Annotated in this window: 17 protein-coding genes and 1 other RNA gene; 3 read left to right on the top strand and 15 right to left on the bottom strand. The window is 41.0% G+C overall.

Features of this window, described 5'->3' with window-relative positions:
* Positions 1-55 precede the first annotated feature (55 nt).
* Positions 56-1,354, top strand: a complete 1,299-nt coding sequence (locus tag ACNURT_RS13755; RefSeq protein ID WP_419698157.1) for an NAD(P)/FAD-dependent oxidoreductase — start codon at positions 56-58, stop codon at positions 1,352-1,354.
* Between the two features lie 20 nt (positions 1,355-1,374).
* Here ACNURT_RS13755 and ACNURT_RS13760 read toward each other — a convergent pair whose 3' ends face one another.
* From ACNURT_RS13760 to ACNURT_RS13805, 10 genes are all read right to left on the bottom strand, one after another.
* Positions 1,375-1,983, bottom strand: coding sequence for an FMN-binding negative transcriptional regulator (locus ACNURT_RS13760; RefSeq protein WP_419698158.1), 609 nt, complete (start codon positions 1,981-1,983; stop codon positions 1,375-1,377).
* Positions 1,984-1,998: 15 nt separating this feature from the next.
* Complete coding sequence (locus ACNURT_RS13765) at positions 1,999-2,946, bottom strand: N-acetylornithine carbamoyltransferase (protein WP_419698159.1); 948 nt, start codon at positions 2,944-2,946, stop codon at positions 1,999-2,001.
* Between the two features lie 87 nt (positions 2,947-3,033).
* Positions 3,034-4,167 (bottom strand): aspartate aminotransferase family protein, encoded by a 1,134-nt coding sequence (locus ACNURT_RS13770; RefSeq protein WP_419698160.1) that lies wholly within the window; start codon positions 4,165-4,167, stop codon positions 3,034-3,036.
* 41 nt (positions 4,168-4,208) lie between these two features.
* Positions 4,209-4,655 carry a four helix bundle protein gene (locus ACNURT_RS13775; protein ID WP_419698161.1) on the bottom strand — a complete coding sequence of 149 codons (447 nt, stop codon included), beginning with the start codon at positions 4,653-4,655 and terminating at the stop codon, positions 4,209-4,211.
* Positions 4,615-5,613 carry an N-acetyl-gamma-glutamyl-phosphate reductase gene (gene argC, locus ACNURT_RS13780; protein WP_419698162.1) on the bottom strand — a complete coding sequence of 333 codons (999 nt, stop codon included), beginning with the start codon at positions 5,611-5,613 and terminating at the stop codon, positions 4,615-4,617. The genes ACNURT_RS13775 and argC overlap by 41 nt, the downstream gene beginning before the upstream one ends.
* Positions 5,591-5,944 carry a cupin domain-containing protein gene (locus ACNURT_RS13785; protein WP_370995685.1) on the bottom strand — a complete coding sequence of 118 codons (354 nt, stop codon included), beginning with the start codon at positions 5,942-5,944 and terminating at the stop codon, positions 5,591-5,593. Before ACNURT_RS13785 ends, argC begins: the two co-directional genes overlap by 23 nt.
* Positions 5,937-7,139 (bottom strand): argininosuccinate synthase, encoded by a 1,203-nt coding sequence (gene argG, locus ACNURT_RS13790; protein WP_370995684.1) that lies wholly within the window; start codon positions 7,137-7,139, stop codon positions 5,937-5,939. Before argG ends, ACNURT_RS13785 begins: the two co-directional genes overlap by 8 nt.
* 97 nt (positions 7,140-7,236) lie before the next feature.
* Entirely contained in the window at positions 7,237-7,884 is a 648-nt protein-coding gene (locus tag ACNURT_RS13795) for a GNAT family N-acetyltransferase (protein ID WP_172333664.1), read from the bottom strand.
* Between the two features lie 726 nt (positions 7,885-8,610).
* Positions 8,611-9,042, bottom strand: a complete 432-nt coding sequence (locus tag ACNURT_RS13800; protein WP_419698163.1) for a hypothetical protein — start codon at positions 9,040-9,042, stop codon at positions 8,611-8,613.
* 159 nt (positions 9,043-9,201) lie between these two features.
* Positions 9,202-10,158: a YpdA family putative bacillithiol disulfide reductase gene (locus ACNURT_RS13805; protein ID WP_419698164.1), complete on the bottom strand. Its 957-nt coding sequence runs from the start codon at positions 10,156-10,158 to the stop codon at positions 9,202-9,204.
* A gap of 460 nt (positions 10,159-10,618) precedes the next feature.
* Between ACNURT_RS13805 and ACNURT_RS13810 the strand changes: the two genes are divergently transcribed.
* A complete protein-coding gene (locus ACNURT_RS13810; RefSeq protein ID WP_419698165.1) occupies positions 10,619-11,113 on the top strand; it encodes a hypothetical protein in 495 nt (164 codons plus the stop codon).
* A gap of 536 nt (positions 11,114-11,649) precedes the next feature.
* On the opposite strand, the gene ACNURT_RS13815 is transcribed toward ACNURT_RS13810, so the two are convergent.
* The 4 genes from ACNURT_RS13815 to ACNURT_RS13830 all read right to left on the bottom strand — a co-directional run bounded on the left by ACNURT_RS13815 (position 11,650) and on the right by ACNURT_RS13830 (position 14,915).
* Positions 11,650-12,699 (bottom strand): hypothetical protein, encoded by a 1,050-nt coding sequence (locus ACNURT_RS13815; RefSeq protein ID WP_419698166.1) that lies wholly within the window; start codon positions 12,697-12,699, stop codon positions 11,650-11,652.
* 635 nt (positions 12,700-13,334) lie between these two features.
* Positions 13,335-13,433, bottom strand: an RNA gene (gene ffs / locus ACNURT_RS13820) — signal recognition particle sRNA small type.
* 113 nt (positions 13,434-13,546) lie between these two features.
* Positions 13,547-14,122 carry a 2'-5' RNA ligase family protein gene (locus ACNURT_RS13825; protein WP_419698167.1) on the bottom strand — a complete coding sequence of 192 codons (576 nt, stop codon included), beginning with the start codon at positions 14,120-14,122 and terminating at the stop codon, positions 13,547-13,549.
* 163 nt (positions 14,123-14,285) lie between these two features.
* Positions 14,286-14,915: a 2'-5' RNA ligase family protein gene (locus ACNURT_RS13830; protein WP_419698168.1), complete on the bottom strand. Its 630-nt coding sequence runs from the start codon at positions 14,913-14,915 to the stop codon at positions 14,286-14,288.
* A gap of 72 nt (positions 14,916-14,987) precedes the next feature.
* Here ACNURT_RS13830 and dinB point away from each other — a divergent pair, with 72 nt between their 5' ends.
* Positions 14,988-16,172: a DNA polymerase IV gene (gene dinB / locus ACNURT_RS13835; RefSeq protein ID WP_419698169.1), complete on the top strand. Its 1,185-nt coding sequence runs from the start codon at positions 14,988-14,990 to the stop codon at positions 16,170-16,172.
* Positions 16,173-16,342: 170 nt separating this feature from the next.
* Here dinB and ACNURT_RS13840 read toward each other — a convergent pair whose 3' ends face one another.
* Positions 16,343-16,615: a hypothetical protein gene (locus tag ACNURT_RS13840; RefSeq protein ID WP_419698170.1), complete on the bottom strand. Its 273-nt coding sequence runs from the start codon at positions 16,613-16,615 to the stop codon at positions 16,343-16,345.

A 16,615-nucleotide genomic window follows, 5' to 3' on the forward strand; every position in this document is an offset into this window, starting at 1 on the left:
AAATAATTAGTAATATTGAAATTTTAAGGCATTAAACTTGTAGCAAAGTTTTCCTATGGATCAAAAAAAAGGTACAAAACCCCGTGTAGTTATAATAGGTGGAGGATTTGGCGGACTGGAATTAGCCAAAAACCTTAAAAAGGCACCCGTAGATGTGCTTTTATTAGACAAACATAATTATCACACTTTTCAGCCTTTGCTGTATCAGGTGGCAGCTGGTGGTATTGCTGCCGACTCGATTGGCTTCCCTATCCGGAGAATATTTACCAAACAGGACAATTTTAGGTTTGCCCTGGCCGAAGTGGAGCGCGTAAATCCGGAAAATAATACACTCACTACTAACATAGGTACTATCTATTTTGATTACCTGATCATAGCAACAGGATCAAACACTAACTTTTTTGGAAATAAGGAAATAGAGCACTTTGCTATGCCTATGAAAAACATCCCAGAGGCATTAAATCTGCGCAGCCTGATCTTACAAAATCTGGAAATGTCGTTAATTGCCAAAGATCCTGAGGAGAAGGCAGCTTTAATGACTTTTGTGGTGGTAGGGGGCGGCCCAACCGGTGTGGAACTTTCAGGCGCTTTGGCCGAAATGCGCCAGTTGATACTCATGAAAGATTATCACGGCCTGCGTAAACACAATATGAAAGTTTACCTGGTGGAGGGTAAACCCGAATTGCTTGCCGCGTTTTCGCCCGGTGCATCTGCAAAAGCCAAAAAGTTTCTGCTGGATATGGATGTAACCATATTTAATAGCGTGCATGTACAAAGTTATAATGGCACAGAACTTAAAATAGATGATGGTACTATCATACTAACCCGTAACGTTTTGTGGGCGGCAGGTGTAAAAGGAGAAGTACCCGGCGGAATGCCAGAGACTTCTATCACCAAAGGCAACCGTATTCAAACGGATGGCATTGGCCGGGTAAATGGCTATGCCAATATTTTTGCGATTGGCGATGTATCAGCAGTAATTACCGCCGATACACCAAATGGACATCCGGGGGTGGCGCAGGTGGCCATACAGCAAGGAAGACATCTGGCAAAAAATCTGGTTCGTATAATTAATGGTGAAGATACAATTCCGTTTAAGTATAACGATAAAGGATCATTGGCTACCATCGGCAGAAACAAGGCCGTTGCGGATATTGGCCGGATTCATCTGCAGGGATTTATTGCCTGGGTTATATGGGGAGCGGTTCACATTATGTCACTGGCAGGTTTTACCAATAAAGGAACTATATTTTTTAGCTGGGCCATATCCTACTTTACTAAAAATAGTGATAACCGCTTGATCATCCGTTATTTTGATATTAAAACCAGGGCGATAGATCCGGAGCCAAAGTAAGATTGGTTATCAGGACAGAGTTACTGTTTGGATTTGATGAGCTTCATGTATTCAGCTATCTCATTCTCAGTGGTATTTGTACTTTTACTTAAAGTATTGATGATGCTTTCCTTTTCTTGTTCGCTACGGTTTTGACTTAACTTCTTTTTAGCTTGCAGACTATCCACTACAATTTCAAATCCCACGATCCCTTTCATCATTTTTTGCTTGTAATCATCGGGTAGATTATTCCATTGCTGCAGGTAATTCGCTTCGTAGTTGTTGATAGTACGAGCAAGCAGATCGGCAGTTTCGTTGAGCAAAGTCACTTTGCCATAGGTATGTACTGCCAGATAGTTCCAGGTGGGTACATTGGTTTCCTTTTCGTAGTTAACGGGAGATATGTAGGCATGAGGTTCTGTAAATATCACCAGTGCGTTTTTGCCTTCTATTTCTGTAGCCTGTGGATTGGCTTTAGCAAAATGCGACGATAAGACCAGCTTATCATCGCGTTGTTCTATTATAAATGGTAAGTGAGTAGCAACCGGTATATCACCAACAGACGTAACTATAGTGGCAAAACTGTAGCGATGCATAAAGCTGATAGCTTCGTGCTCGTTTTCGAATTTGTTGAATGAGGGGATGTACATCTGAATTAACGTATCTTACAAACTTTCCAGCATCTGCTTCAGTACCGCCTGGGCAGCCCAAACCCGGTTGCCTGCCTCATGAACTACTACCGAGTTTGGCCCGTCCAGTATCTCATCTGAGAGCTCCAGATTGCGGCGTACAGGTAAGCAATGCATTACCTTGGCATCGTTAGTAAGTTTTAGCTTTTCATTGGTCAGCATCCATTCCTCATTCTTACCAAGGATATTACCGTAAGGCTCATAGGCCGACCAGTTTTTTACATAGATAAAATCAGCACCGGTTAATGCTTCGTCCTGATCATAAGTAATATTTGCGCCCTGAGTAAAATCGGCACAAAGCTCATAGCCTTTAGGTTGGGCAATGGTAAAATCAACATCGGCCTTACACATCCATTCCGCGAAGGAATTTGGTACAGCCTGCGGCAACGGTTTGATATGCGGAGCCCAGGTTAATACTACCTTTGGCCGAGCTGTTGTTTTTAATTCTTCAATAGTGATCAGGTCGGCCAGGCTCTGTAATGGGTGGCGCGTCGCTGATTCCAGACTTACAACCGGTACTTTACAAAACTGAACGAACTTATTGAAAATCATTTCACTATAATCTTCTTCGCGGTTTCTTAGCCCCGGGAACGAACGTACGCCAATGATGTCTGCATACTGTCCCATAACACCCGCGGCTTCGCGGATATGCTCTACAGTGCTGCCGTCCATGATCACGCCGTCACGAAGCTCTAAAGCCCATCCTTCTTTATCAATATTAAGCACCATCACATTCATTCCCAGGTTAAGGGCTGCTTTTTGGGTGCTCATACGGGTGCGCAGACTTGGGTTTAAAAATATCAATGCCAGGGTTTTATTTTTACCCAAATCCTGGTTAGCATACGGATCTTGTTTAAGCGTCAATGCTTCCTTTACAAGAGCATTGATATCGGCAACATCGTTTACAGAAGAGAATAGTTTCATGGACTTTACTTAATATAATTTAATATAAAGTCTCCCCTTTAGGGGGAGATTATTACATGAGGGCTTCGCCGTTTAGAGGGCGCTCAATTATTGGTTTAAAACATTTACAAAAGCCTCTAAAAATCTGTCGGCATGTGCTTTGGTCAAATTTAAAGCAGGTAGCAACCTTACCACGTTTGGTTTGGCTTCACCAGTAAAAATACGGTGTTTAAATAAAAGATCTTTACGCACGTTTGACAGCTCCTCTGGTAGTTCAATACCAATCATCAGACCCCGACCGCGTACTTCTTTAACCTGTTCAAGCTTATTAAGCTCCTTGATCAGGTATTCGCCAATGGTTGCCGCGTTTTGCATCAGGTTGTCCTGCTCCATCACTTCCAATACAGCTAACCCAGCGGCACAGGCCAAATGGTTGCCACCGAAAGTAGTACCCAGCATGCCATAAGCAGGTTGTATTTTTGGTGAGATAATAATGCCACCAACCGGGAAACCATTACCCATGCCTTTAGCCATGCTATAAATATCAGCATTAACACCGGCAAAATCCTGTGAGAAGAATTTGCCGGTACGTCCATAACCGCATTGAACAGAATCGGCTATAAAAACGGCATTATGCTGGTTGCACAAGGAACGGATCTTTTGCAAAAAGCCCTCAGGAGCCACCTGTATGCCACCAACACCCTGTATGCCTTCAATAATTACAGAGGATATTTCGTTTTCATGATCCGCAAAGGCTTGTTCTAACGCAGTTTCATCCGCCCATGGTAAAAATATTACGTTATCGGTTTCATTGATAGGTGCTACGATCTTAGGATTGTCGGTAACAGCGACGGCTAAAGAGGTACGACCGTGAAATGCTTTTGTAAAAGCGATCACCCTTTTTTTGCCGTTATAGAATGAGGCCAGCTTTAAAGCATTCTCGTTGGCTTCGGCACCTGAATTACACATAAACAGCTGGTAATCATCCTTACCAGATACTTTACCTAATTTGGTTGCCAGTTCTTTTTGAATAGGGATTTCGATAGAGTTAGAATAAAAACCCAGTTGATGAAGTTGATCTTCTAATCGTTTTACATAATGCGGATGGGTGTGACCGATAGATATTACGGCATGACCACCATACATATCCAGGTACTCGTTTTCGTGATTGTCATAAACCAGGCTGCCCTGGCCTCTTACTATATTTATTGGGTTAACAGGATATACGTCGAATAAATTCATATTATTTAAGCTAAAAGCAGAAGGCTGAAAGCAAAAGCTTTTTACTTCCGTAGTGTTTTAATAAGGCCGATCAGCATCGCCTTTACTTCGTTAATTATTGTATTTGTTTGCTGATACAATTGTTCGTCAATATATGATAGATCCCGGCACATTAAGCAGCAATATTCTAATTCATGTGCTGAACCCAATGCCTGGTCTAAGAAGCGTGCAAAATCAGCTTCTGTATTTCTCCCGCATCCTTCCACAATATTAAGTGGAATGGAATATGAGGCCCGCTTAGTTTGACTCATCAAATCATATTGTTCAATTTTGGGGAATTTAGGAAGTAGTGTTAAGTAGATGAACATATTAAGTTCATGTGCCTTTTTCCATACTTCATATTTTTTATAATCCTCATATTTTATTTTAGTGGCAACAGCTTTTAGCTTTAAGCTTTCTGCTTTCAGCTTAAAAGGCCGTCGCCTTAAGTCGTAGCCCTGCGCGCTCATCTAAGCCAAATAACAAATTCATGTTTTGTACTGCCTGGCCAGAGGCGCCTTTAAGTAAATTATCCAGTATGCTAATAATTAATAGTTTACCCTCGTGTTTACTCACTTGAATAAAGCACTTGTTGGTATTTACAATCTGTTTCAGATCGATATTTTTATTGGTTACATGGGTAAAAGGATGACCTTCATAGTAGCTTTTATACAACTCCAACGCTTTTTCCTCGCTCAGATCACTGTCTGTATAAATAGAAGCTATGATACCACGTGTAAAATCGCCGCGATAGGGTATAAAGTTGATGGCTTTATTGAAATCGCCTTGTAATTGTTTTAATGACTGACCTATTTCATTTAAGTGCTGGTGATTAAATGCCTTGTAAACAGATAGGTTATCATTTCGCCAGGTAAAGTGAGAAGTAGGAGCCAAACTCTGTCCCGCACCCGTTGAACCGGTTGTTGCCGCCACATGTACCTCGTTGTTTAATATGCCTTTTGAAGCCAGGGGTAATAAGCCCAATTGCAAACAGGTAGCAAAACAGCCCGGGTTGGCAATATTATCAGCTGTTTTTATGGCTTCGCGATTTAATTCCGGTAATCCGTATACAAAGTTTTTGTTTTTGAATTTTGAACTTTGCGTTAAACGGAAATCCTGGCTCAGGTCAATTATCTTAATATGGTCAGGTATAACTGTCGATTCCAGGAATTTCTTAGCATCGCCATGACCAACACACAAAAAAAGCACATCGATGGCAAATGACAATTCACCAGTAAAACGAAGATTGGTATCACCAAAAAGATCGGTATGAACTTCGTAAACGTAATTACCCGTATTACTATTGCTGTTTACAAAAGCTATCTCCACATTGGGGTGATTGATCAATATACGCAGCATTTCACCGCCAGTATATCCCGCACCACCTATAATTCCCGCGCGTACTTTATTTGATGTTGATCCTGTCATGATTGGTTGATGGATAAGAATATAAAATAAATTCCAGATCGCTCCGGTCGTTATTACTGATAAAGTGCTTTTGACCAGGTAGAATCTCTATTCCTTGTTCTGGCTTTAACTCGCTCACATTGCCGTCGATCGTGAAAGTGGCCCTGCCTTTTAAAATAAAGAACACCTGTGTGGCTTTTTCGTGGTAATGTAACTGCTCGGCGGTATCCGGCGGCATTAACTCCTGCTTAACAGACAATGCCTCGGTATCAATAAAAGTCCAGCCGTGGCAGTCATCGCCCCAATTATAATGCTTTAAACATTCGCCTTTTGAAAAAGCTGTATTAATCATTCTGTGATTGATTATTAACCTTATGATAGATCATGACCTGGTTGCCAAATATTTTAGAGAATCCCTTAACATCCTCACCCGACCATGAATTGTTCATTTCGCCATAGCTGCCAAATTTGTTCGACATCAGATCATGTTCCGACTCGATGCCTATCACCTGGAAACGATATGGGTGCAGTTGCACAAATACCTTGCCGCTTACGTTTTGCTGGGTATCGGTTAGAAAAGCCTCCATGTTACGCATGATAGGGTCGTGAAACTGTCCTTCGTGCAGCCAGTTACCATAGAAGGCCGACAATTGGTCTTTCCAGGTCAGCTGCCATTTGGTCAACACGTGTTTTTCTAAAGTATGGTGAGCCTTGATGATTACCATTGGCGCGGCGGCTTCAAAACCAACACGACCTTTAATGCCGATGATGGTATCGCCTACGTGAATATCCCTGCCAATGCCATAGGGCTGGGCAATAGCCTGTAAAGCCTGTATCGCTTTTGTTGGATGGTCAAATTTTTCGTTATCGATCCCCACCAATTCGCCTTTTTCAAAAACAAGCTCCAGATTTTTTACTTCCGATTCGGTAACTTGGGTAGGCCATGCCTCTTCGGGTAAACCTAAGTTAGAAGTAAGGGTTTCTTTACCACCTACCGATGTTCCCCAGATACCTTTGTTGATGGAATACTTCGCTTTTTCAAAGTTCATATCAACACCATGTTTTTTCAGGTACTCGATCTCTTCCTCACGGCTTAGTTTTAAGTCGCGGATAGGAGTGATGATCTGAACTTCGGGTACCAGGATATTAAAGATCATATCAAAACGTACCTGGTCGTTACCGGCGCCGGTACTACCATGTGCTACAAATTCGGCGCCTATTTCTTTGGCATAGTTAGCAATGGCAGTAGCCTGGCTTACCCGCTCTGCACTTACCGAAAGAGGGTAGGTGTTATTTTTTAAAACATTACCATAAATCAAAAAGCGAACGCAGGTATTGTAAAAGTTTTTGGTTTCGTCAACCACGTGGTGCGAAGTAACGCCCATTTTGTAGGCACGCTCTTCAACCCCTTTTAACTCTTCGTCGCTGAAGCCACCGGTATTTACAATAACCGAGTGAACTTCATAACCAAGATCCTGTGTTAAATAAATACAGCAAAATGAAGTATCTAAACCTCCGCTGTACGCTAATACTACTTTTTTCTTCATATCTTTTTTTGAGCTTAAAGCTAAAAGCGGATGGCTTAAAGCTTTTTCTTTTCAATTTATGTGTACTTGTTTTTTAAACTTATTTTTCGCCTTTTACCTAATCATTATCATGATGGATCCTTTTTTTGATGGCATTTTCTATACGCTCGAGCAGGGTAGCTTTGTGGGTGATCCTCTTCATCTTTTCCTCGTCCTGCTTTTGTTTTTCGGCAGGATCAAACAGCATAGCGGTGCACATGCAGTTTTTGCGCTCCTTACTCATCAAAATATCATAGTTAACGCAGCTTTTGCAGCCTGCCCAAAAGTTCTCGTCCTGGGTAAGCTCAGAGTAGGTAACCGGTTCGTATCCCAACTCAGAATTGATCTTCATTACAGCCAGACCTGTTGTTAAGCCGAATATTTTAGCCTCAGGATATTTAGTTCTGGAAAGCTGGAAAATACGGTGTTTAATAGCTTTTGCCAGGCCCGCTTTACGGAATTGTGGATTAACAATAAGGCCTGAGTTAGCCACAAAATCGCCATGGCTCCAGGTTTCAATATAGCAGAAACCAGCCCAGGTGCCGTCTTTATGCAGCGCTATAACAGCCTTGCCTTCCAGCATTTTATTGGCTACGTATTCTGGTGAGCGTTGTGCTATGCCAGTGCCCCTTGCTTTGGCCGATTCAGCCATTTCAACACATATTTGAGGTGCATAGTCTACGTGTTGAGCGGTAGCAACCTGAATATCAAAATCTTGTATGGTCATTAAAATAGATATTACCGTTAAATTAATTGGCTTTTAAGGCCTTAATAATTAGATGGTTTTAAAAGAATAAGTTTAAAAACTTTCTTCTTTCGAGGGGTTTTGTTACAGGAAATCAATTCAAACCCTTGGCATATAGGGCCTTCGTCGGGGAGGGCAGCATAAAAAAACAGTTGAAACCAAAGCAGCGGCAGCTGGAGCAAATGTTGCTCTTATTGCGGGCTTATTTAAGCTTTGTAGATTCATTTTTTGTGGGTATTACTGTGTTTTTAATTTGGGTGCAAATTATTGCATAAATTTTTACTTATGCAAGAAAAAAATGATTTAATAACGATAAGATTATATTCCGTTTTTTGAAAGATATAAAATACTGATGATCAGATAACATAACTTCGGGCTTTTTAAACCTCAAATTTTAACACTTTTTAACAAAAAACAGGGTAAAAATGAATTGCTTTTGCTCTGTTTAACTAAAGTTTAATGCCATTTTAACACTTTTTAACAAATTTTTGATGGGTTTTGAATGGTTTAAAAAGTATTGACCACCTAACATTTAGATGAACATACTAATCGGTTGGTTTTTGGAGATTGGGTTACTTTAACTAAACAGCCCGATCTCTGTTTTATTGGAGAACCGGGCCGTTATGATATAAGTATATTTGATTTTTTTGAGGTTTCAAAGTTTGGTTTCCCGGTCGTGCAGATGGGAAGGCTTTGATGATCGGCAGTTTATTTTTTCTCTTCAAATTTATCCAGAACAAATCTCAGCTTCCTGTCTGGATCTTGTACGCTTTCGGCAAGCAGGGTAACTTTGCCACCTTTGCCTTCAATAGTGAGCACATAATCTTTCTCACCGCCACCTTCCTCATCACTGATGGTGGTATTAATCACCGATTTTCCTTCCTTAAAGGGCGTTTTCCAATCGCAGGTGTTTGATTTGATGGTTCCTTTCAGGGTTTGTTTGCCGTTCTCGATATTAACCGAAATGTTTTTATCGATGATCTCGATAACCGTTTGCTCATCGACAGCCCGATCCAGGTTGTTACTACCATCCAGATGTTCGGTTTTTGAAGTTACCAGGCTTAATTTTTTGTCGCATTGTGCCAGACAGGCGGCGCTGCCGGCTAATAGCAACAGCAGGGCGATAATGGTTGATTTCATAGTTTTTGCTTTATTTAATTTGAAACTTAAATAAAGATAGGTGTTTTAAATAGTAATATGCAATGCATAGTACTATTTAATAAAATAAAAAACACTAACTATCTGATAATGAATAGATAATTTATTCAGTGCGTGTTTATTTAACTGAGAAGACGCTGATTATCGCTTACTTACAATATCATTAATGATCATGTCGGCGTGGATACGCGAGTTTTCGATAAACCAGAGGTGAGTATCTAATCCGCCGCAAACTACACCGGCAAGGTACAGGCCTGGCAGGTTGGTCTGCATGGTGTCGGGGTTGTATTGGGGAATGAATTTATCTTCCGACAGTATAATGCCCAGTTTCCTAAGGAAATCAAAATTGGGTTTATAGCCCGTCATAGCCATTACGTAATCATTGGGGATGGTTACCACTCCATCTGGTGTAAGGATATCAACCTCATATTGACGGATAGCCTGCAGGTTAGAATTGAAATACGCCTTGATGCTGCCTTCTTTAATACGGTTGATGATATCGGGCCGTACCCAGTATTTTACCCGGTTACTTACTTCGCTGCCGCGGATCACCAGGGTAACTTCGGCACCTTTACGATAGGTTTCCAACGCTACATCGATAGCCGAGTTGCTGGAACCTACCACTACTACCTTTTGCAGGGTATAAAAATGCGGGTCCTGGTAATAGTGTTTTACCTTGGGCAGATCTTCGCCCGGAATATCCAGGTTAACCGCGATATCATAAAAGCCGGTGGAAAGGATCACCCTTTTAGCCTTATAGGTGGCTTTGCTGGTAGTTATAGCATATGCTCCGTTTTGTGGGCTAACGTTAGTAACTTCCTCAAACAGGTTAATAGGTAAGTGATTGGAAAGCGCTACACGGCGGTAATACTCCAAAGCATCGGCACGGGTTGGTTTATTGTGTACGGTTACAAAAGGCACGCCGCCGATCTCCAGCTTTTCTGAAGTAGAAAAGAAGGTCATGGTGGATGGATAATTATACAGCGAATTAACCAGGCAGCCTTTTTCAATAATAACAAAACTTAAACCGGCTTTTTGAGCGGCCAAACCGCAAGCCAAACCAATGGGACCGCCACCTATAATGAGTATATCGAGCATGTTGCGAAGATAGGCAGTTTAGGGTTTTGCAGGAAGTAATATCGAATAATGAATTTTGAATGACGGATGATGAAGTGAATCATTTACGTTAGTTTTATATAACGCTTTATCAAATCCGTTGGAATGGTGCGGTGATAACACTACAAGTGTTCGGGAGATTAAAGGGTAAATAGGCCTATTGCATTTTATTGTCGATATGCTCCGTTAGGAGCTACCTGTTTGTAGAAATACAAGACAAAATATCTTTTTGCTCCGTAGGTGCAACCCTAAATGAGCAGGTAAATTGTATAAGGGTAGCCTCTACGAGGCATAAAAGAGGGCGATGCGGTGCTATAAACAGGTAGCTCCTAACGGAGCAAGCTTGTTTCAGATACTTTATAATATAAAATGTAATGTCGCAATTTACTCTTCCGAACACTTGTAGTGATAACACCGACCATAAGCTAATAAACAAATATAAATGCCAAACCAAGCAAATATTAATTACAGAGGCAAGGGCTTTTGGATATCAGAGTCTTTTATTGAAGTATTAAGCCAATACATCTGTGAAACATTCGAGAATATAGGTGTCAATCGTTTGTCTCAAAATCTACAGAAGTTGTATGGACAATGTGATGCCAATCGATCAGGAGCGTACGCAAACATGGTAGATATATTTTTAGATAGTTTAGTTGACAACGAGGCTGACAAATATATATTTATTGATGTTTTATGGCAAACAAAATCATTGCTTGCATCCAAAGGCTCTGAACTTAGTATTCCAACGCTGAATGAATTTGAAAGGAATAAAATAGATGACTCTTTTATTAATAAGTGGGGTTTCCCCATTAAAATAAGCAGTCTAACTACGACTATCGATATTATTATTCAAATGTTAAATGGTATATGGGATTCTGATAATTATAGCGTTTATTACTCTGGGTTTCCAAATCCAATTGGGAGGCCAGAGATATGAAACTACTTACTGGAGCACACGTGTCGTGTTGTCGTCGGCGTTATAACCGCAGCGCTACTGGCAAAGAATCTTATACAATTGATATATCCCTCGTAAAAGATCTCTCCTCGTACCTCGTTCGAGGTGACAGTTTTGTGGTTAAATATCTTTTGTCATGCTGAACCCTTGAAGCATCTGTTGTACATCAGGCATATTGAAGAAGATCCTTCGCTACGCTCAGGATGACAAAGGTTATCGAGGTTGATTTTATACAGATGTGAATTTCGTTATCCGATATTCAGCCTATGGTCGGTGTTATCACCGAACCATAATTTATGTTAGTTTTATATGACGCTTTTATCAAATTTGGTATGGTACGGTGATAACACCGCCCACAGGCTGAATCTTATACGACTGGTATATTTCTCACAGAAGATCTCTCCTCGTGCCTTGTTCGAGATGACAGTTTTCATTTAGCTAAATGCCTCTTGTCATGCTGAGCGGTTGAAGCATCTGTTCCATGGCTCTGATTCATGTTTAGTGAAAACCTGAGAACATCATTGATATAAAAACTTCTGATATTTGTATTGGCTTTTGCTAAAGTTATCCGCAAGCTCTTTAAAACGATTGTTTTTCTTTTCGCTACCAAACATGCAAAATACACTTTTAACTTCTTTATTTTCCAATACAGGTAATAAATTTTCTGGCTCTTGGTTCTGCGCCATTACATATATAAATTCAGTTAATGATGGGGCAGTCTTCAAAGCATTCAATTTTTTTAACCCTTTCAGATTTTCAAGATAAATCCGTCTTAGTTTATGTGCTTTATCCAAATTGGGAAATTCTTTTACGTTTGGTAGCGACTGCATAAATAGGTTTTGCAAAGATGTAAGATCAGAAATAAATGAAATATCTGATAATTCTCTTACTTGCCATAGTTCCAGATATTTTAAATTGGGAAGCAGCTTTAAGGCATCAAAATCTTTAATTCCTCCTAACTTTACATCTACCGACCATAGCTGTTCTAATGAGCTCAGGTAGTTAATATTGGCTGTTGATATAGACCGCAATGTTATTTTTTGCAATCTACTCAAGCTGCTGATCGATTCTATACCTTTTGATTGTGCTTCGAGGTAAAGCTCCTCAAGTTGAACAAACCGTGCAATTGCATCGATACTGGGTTTCTTAGACCGGGTTTGATGTAGGTAAAGCTGTTTAAGGTTAGGATTAATTTCGTTTAGAAAATCGAAGTTGTTTAATTCAAATATACCTACGCCTAAGGTTTCAAGGTTCTTAAGCTCGGTTACAGCTTCAATACCTTTGGCATTTCCCAGGCAATCTGCCAAAAATTTTCTTAAAGAAGGTAATCTTTTGAGGAAGCTTAAATCGCATTCGCCCGTATAATGAGCATAAACTCTTAAAGCAATATCTGGCCGTTTGGAAAAGACAAACTCTTCTAATGTATCGATCTCTTGTTCAGCAAGGGGTGAAGAGAACTGGATCACGGAAGTATCAGAAGCGCTAATCAATGGTATTAGATCATCTTTTTTAAAGCCTTTTGAAACTTCGTATCGTCCGGCCATCTTATCAACGGTATGTATGGGCATATTTTAAAATAAGTGATTGTTTAGGTTATAGTCATTTGATAAGCAAATATACTATATAACAGTTACGGAGTAAAGCGTTTGTTCTATGACGGATATATTGAAGAAGATCCTTCGTCCCTCAGGATGACAAGTGGTTTAGTTGTGGTTGATGCCGAAGTAAATTTCGTTATTTAGCCTGTGGTTGGTGTTATCACCGTACCATTTATTTAACTAAATCGACATATCCCTCGTAAAAGATCTCTCCTCGTGCCTCGTTCGAGATGACAGGGTTAATATAGTTAGTGAGGATTGATGGCTTAATGCCAGTAATTATTTAGCCTGTGGTCGGTGTTATCACCGTACCACTTATTTAACTAAATCGACATATCCTGCGTAAAAGATCTCTCCTCGTACCTCGTTCGAGATGACAGTTTTGTGTTTGGCTAAATATCTTTTGTCATGCGGAACGGTTGAAGCATCAGTTGTACATCAGGCATATTGAAGAAGATCCTTCGCTGCGCTCAGGATGACAGCCGGTTTAATTTTGGTAGATGTGGATGCCGAAGTAAATTTCGTTATTCGATATTGGTCATCCGGTGTTCTATATTCGTCAATCGACGGTGTGCAGGTGGCTCAACCAAAAATAAAGGCATAAAAAAGGGTAAGCTACTTTTATCGCGCCGCTCAACTCTCTACCCTTGCTGTGTTCCCACCCTGGGGGAGTTCAAGAGGAGCTGGCCGTAAAAGACTTACCCCGGCGCAAATATAGAAAAAGGTTTGTTTATGGTTAATAAATTGTTAAAAAAGATAATTGATTATCGTTTAGGTAATTAGCTATCATTGTGGTATCAATTGGTATAAATGCGGATTAAGCAGCCAGTGGGTTTTTGCTAAAAGGGATCGTTTTATGCACTTTATAGTGGTCGTTTTTGTTATCGACTTCCTTTTCCAGTATGGTTAGGCAATCAGCCAAAAAGGTATCCCGGTATTCCATTTCCTGAAAATAAGGCCATAATTTATTAAACGAGGCTACCGGTATATTCCGGGCAATGGTGAGGTGCGGCGTAATTCTCCGGGTTTTCATTCTTAAGGCGCCTTTAACCTGGTTAAACCAGTCTTCGGTGGTTTTATCCAGATCTACCCGGGCATATATCGTTCTGAAATTGGGGCCGTGCTTAAAAAAATCGAACCCATTGATCCGGAGTTTATGCTGTGGTATGGTTCTGACCTTAAAGCCTACCATTTCATAAAAAGGCGTAAGCAACAGCGGTTTTAGTGTAAGCTGATGCACCTCATCCCTGAATGATTCGATAGTAATATGCGCCTTTGCATACATCCCCGGAAATTTTCCAATGCGTTTTACGCATTCCTGTTTAAACGAGCCAACCTTTTTATCCACGTGCTCCGGCGCGGAAATAACGGTAAGATAATCTTTGTTGTTCATGACGTTGGTTTAAAATATGGCCTTACCCTGCCTCTCAGCCTCATCCGGCTTTCAGCCACCTTCTCCAAAGGAGAAGGAAAGCGATATTGGTTAGTTTGGAGAGGGTTCTAAAAATATGATTTAAAGTCCTCTCTTTTGGAGAGGATTAGGTGAAGCTGTCTGTTTAAAATAGGTTGATCTGGTCCTGAATATAATTATCGGCTGCTGCCTGTTTGTGAAGGATAGCCTCCGCGGTATTGGCCATCGCTTTTTTGTTCTTGAATTCAAAAATCTTAAAATGCTGCCATTGCGGCTCGTACGCAAATGTTTCGCGTTTTAGCATAATGAGTTCATTTACCCAAAATGGTTCCACCAGCTTTTTATGTCGAAAATTTGGCCACAAGCGTTCAAAATCAGGTCCGGCAACATCACGGGTAACGGTTATATGCGGAACGATGGTTTTGCGGATTTTGAGTACTCTTTTGATCTGTGTAAACCATTCGTCTACAGCGGGGGTAATCCTGATATGAGCGTAAATGGTCATCCGGTTATGCAGATGCTGAAAAAATTTAAACCCATCTACATGTAATAAAACTGGCGGCAGTTCATTCAGGCTTTTCTCTATCCGGTTCAAATTGGTTTCGGCCATAAAAGGTTTCTGTCGCTCCAGGTGATGGACAGAAATGTGCGCCGGTGAATTTATACTTTTATAATTGCCAATTAATTTAGCCGAGGCTTTTTTGTACCGGGCAATTTCCTGCTTAATGGCTTCAGGAGGCGAAAGCAGGAATAAATAGTCTTCATACATGTACATGGCTGCTGGTTTTGATGAAACAAAAATGCTAATATTTTTAGTAAAATACTAAATTTATTTTCATATTTGTGCATGGATGTTAAGCGGCATATTGTGCATATCGACCTTGATTCCTTTTTTGTATCGGTTGAGCGCAAGTTTGACCCCAGCCTGATAGGTAAGGCGGTGATCATTGGCGGCTCGGTTGACAGGGGAGTAGTATCATCATGCAGCTATGAGGCGCGTGCCTACGGTGTACACTCGGCTATGCCCACCCGACAGGCAGTTAAGCTTTGTCCGCATGCTATTGTGCTTCATGGCAGCCATGGCCGCTATTCAGAGGCCTCGCGCGAGGTTACCCAGATCATCCACGACTCGGTGCCACTTTATCAAAAAACATCTGTTGATGAGTTTTATATAGATTTAACGGGTATGGAGCGTTTTCATGATTGTTACCAGATAGCCTCCAACCTGCGTCAGAAAGTGATTCGCGAAACCGGACTGCCTATTTCCTTTGGTATGGCATCGGGCAAAACGGTAGCCAAAATGGCTACCAACCAGGCCAAACCAAATGGACAGCTATATATTAAACATGGCGAGGAACTGGCTTTTTTAGCGCCATTGTCTATTAGTAAAATACCAGGTTTGGGAGAGAGTACCTGCCAGAAAATGTATCAATATGGCATTGAAAGGATCGGCGATCTGCAAAAAACCAACGTTCGTTTTCTGGAGGCCATTTTTGGTAAGGCCGGTAAATATTTATGGGAAAAGGCCCATGGTATCGACCCCAGCGAAGTGGTTCCGCATAGTGATCGTAAATCGATATCAACAGAGCATACTTTTTTCAGCAACGTGAATGACCCACGTACATTGGAAAATATATTGGTATCCATGACCGAAGAGTTATCGGGTAAACTACGCCGGGAGAATAAACTTTCGTCCTGCATGGCCATCAAGATCCGGTATGCCAATTTTGAAACCCATACCCAGCAACAGAAAATACCGCTTACCGCGGCCGAGCATATCCTGATCCCCGGGGTTAAAAACCTACTCAAAAAAGCGTGGAACCAGCACCGGCCTATCAGACTGATAGGTGTAAGGCTGAGCGACCTTTGTACCGGCAGTTATCAGATCAATTTATTTGAGGATAATGAAGAACAGATCAGGCTTTACCAGGCCATGGACAAGATCAATTTTAAATTTGGCGATAAAACCGTTTGCCGCGCCGCCGGTATGGAAATAGGCACACGCAATTTTAACCCGTTTATGAGGGGGTGAGGATTTTGGGAGCAAGGAGCAAAGATTTTTGGGAGTAAGGATTTTAAGAGCAAAGATTTGGGAATAAAGAACAAGGATTTTAGGAACCATGACAATGTGTGTAGAAGATGATAATTTTCTTCAAAAAACAATCCTTACTCCTTGCTCCAAAAATCCTTACTCCCAAAAAACTATTCTCCGTTTGTGATCCTTAGTTCTCTTTCGGCCATAAAGGCGAAGGAATCGCGGTAGTCAACGGGTAGTTTGTCGCCTTTGAATTTGAAATGGTATGGTGTTCCGGTGCCAATACCTTTTATGGTTAGTTGATTATTACCCAAGTACTCGAACCAGCGGGTGGGCTGATCTGTAGGTGCTTTTTGAGCATGTACCTCCACAACTGATTGGCTTTTAGCGGCTTTTTCTTCCATAAGCCAGGCCTGTCTTTTTTTTCCGCAGCAATTCAT

Source organism: Mucilaginibacter sp. NFX135 (assembly GCF_048565145.1).
In the GTDB taxonomy this organism is placed as follows: domain Bacteria; phylum Bacteroidota; class Bacteroidia; order Sphingobacteriales; family Sphingobacteriaceae; genus Mucilaginibacter.

Coding starts and splice junctions, on each gene's coding strand:
- ACNURT_RS13755 (WP_419698157.1), top strand. CDS start 56: ATGGATCAAAAAAAAGGTACAAAACCCCGTGTAGTTATAATAGGTGGA.
- ACNURT_RS13760 (WP_419698158.1), bottom strand. CDS start 1,983: ATGTACATCCCCTCATTCAACAAATTCGAAAACGAGCACGAAGCTATC.
- ACNURT_RS13765 (WP_419698159.1), bottom strand. CDS start 2,946: ATGAAACTATTCTCTTCTGTAAACGATGTTGCCGATATCAATGCTCTT.
- ACNURT_RS13770 (WP_419698160.1), bottom strand. CDS start 4,167: ATGAATTTATTCGACGTATATCCTGTTAACCCAATAAATATAGTAAGA.
- ACNURT_RS13775 (WP_419698161.1), bottom strand. CDS start 4,655: ATGAGCGCGCAGGGCTACGACTTAAGGCGACGGCCTTTTAAGCTGAAA.
- argC (WP_419698162.1), bottom strand. CDS start 5,613: ATGACAGGATCAACATCAAATAAAGTACGCGCGGGAATTATAGGTGGT.
- ACNURT_RS13785 (WP_370995685.1), bottom strand. CDS start 5,944: ATGATTAATACAGCTTTTTCAAAAGGCGAATGTTTAAAGCATTATAAT.
- argG (WP_370995684.1), bottom strand. CDS start 7,139: ATGAAGAAAAAAGTAGTATTAGCGTACAGCGGAGGTTTAGATACTTCA.
- ACNURT_RS13795 (WP_172333664.1), bottom strand. CDS start 7,884: ATGACCATACAAGATTTTGATATTCAGGTTGCTACCGCTCAACACGTA.
- ACNURT_RS13800 (WP_419698163.1), bottom strand. CDS start 9,042: ATGAAATCAACCATTATCGCCCTGCTGTTGCTATTAGCCGGCAGCGCC.
- ACNURT_RS13805 (WP_419698164.1), bottom strand. CDS start 10,158: ATGCTCGATATACTCATTATAGGTGGCGGTCCCATTGGTTTGGCTTGC.
- ACNURT_RS13810 (WP_419698165.1), top strand. CDS start 10,619: ATGCCAAACCAAGCAAATATTAATTACAGAGGCAAGGGCTTTTGGATA.
- ACNURT_RS13815 (WP_419698166.1), bottom strand. CDS start 12,699: ATGCCCATACATACCGTTGATAAGATGGCCGGACGATACGAAGTTTCA.
- ACNURT_RS13825 (WP_419698167.1), bottom strand. CDS start 14,122: ATGAACAACAAAGATTATCTTACCGTTATTTCCGCGCCGGAGCACGTG.
- ACNURT_RS13830 (WP_419698168.1), bottom strand. CDS start 14,915: ATGTACATGTATGAAGACTATTTATTCCTGCTTTCGCCTCCTGAAGCC.
- dinB (WP_419698169.1), top strand. CDS start 14,988: ATGGATGTTAAGCGGCATATTGTGCATATCGACCTTGATTCCTTTTTT.
- ACNURT_RS13840 (WP_419698170.1), bottom strand. CDS start 16,615: ATGAATTGCTGCGGAAAAAAAAGACAGGCCTGGCTTATGGAAGAAAAA.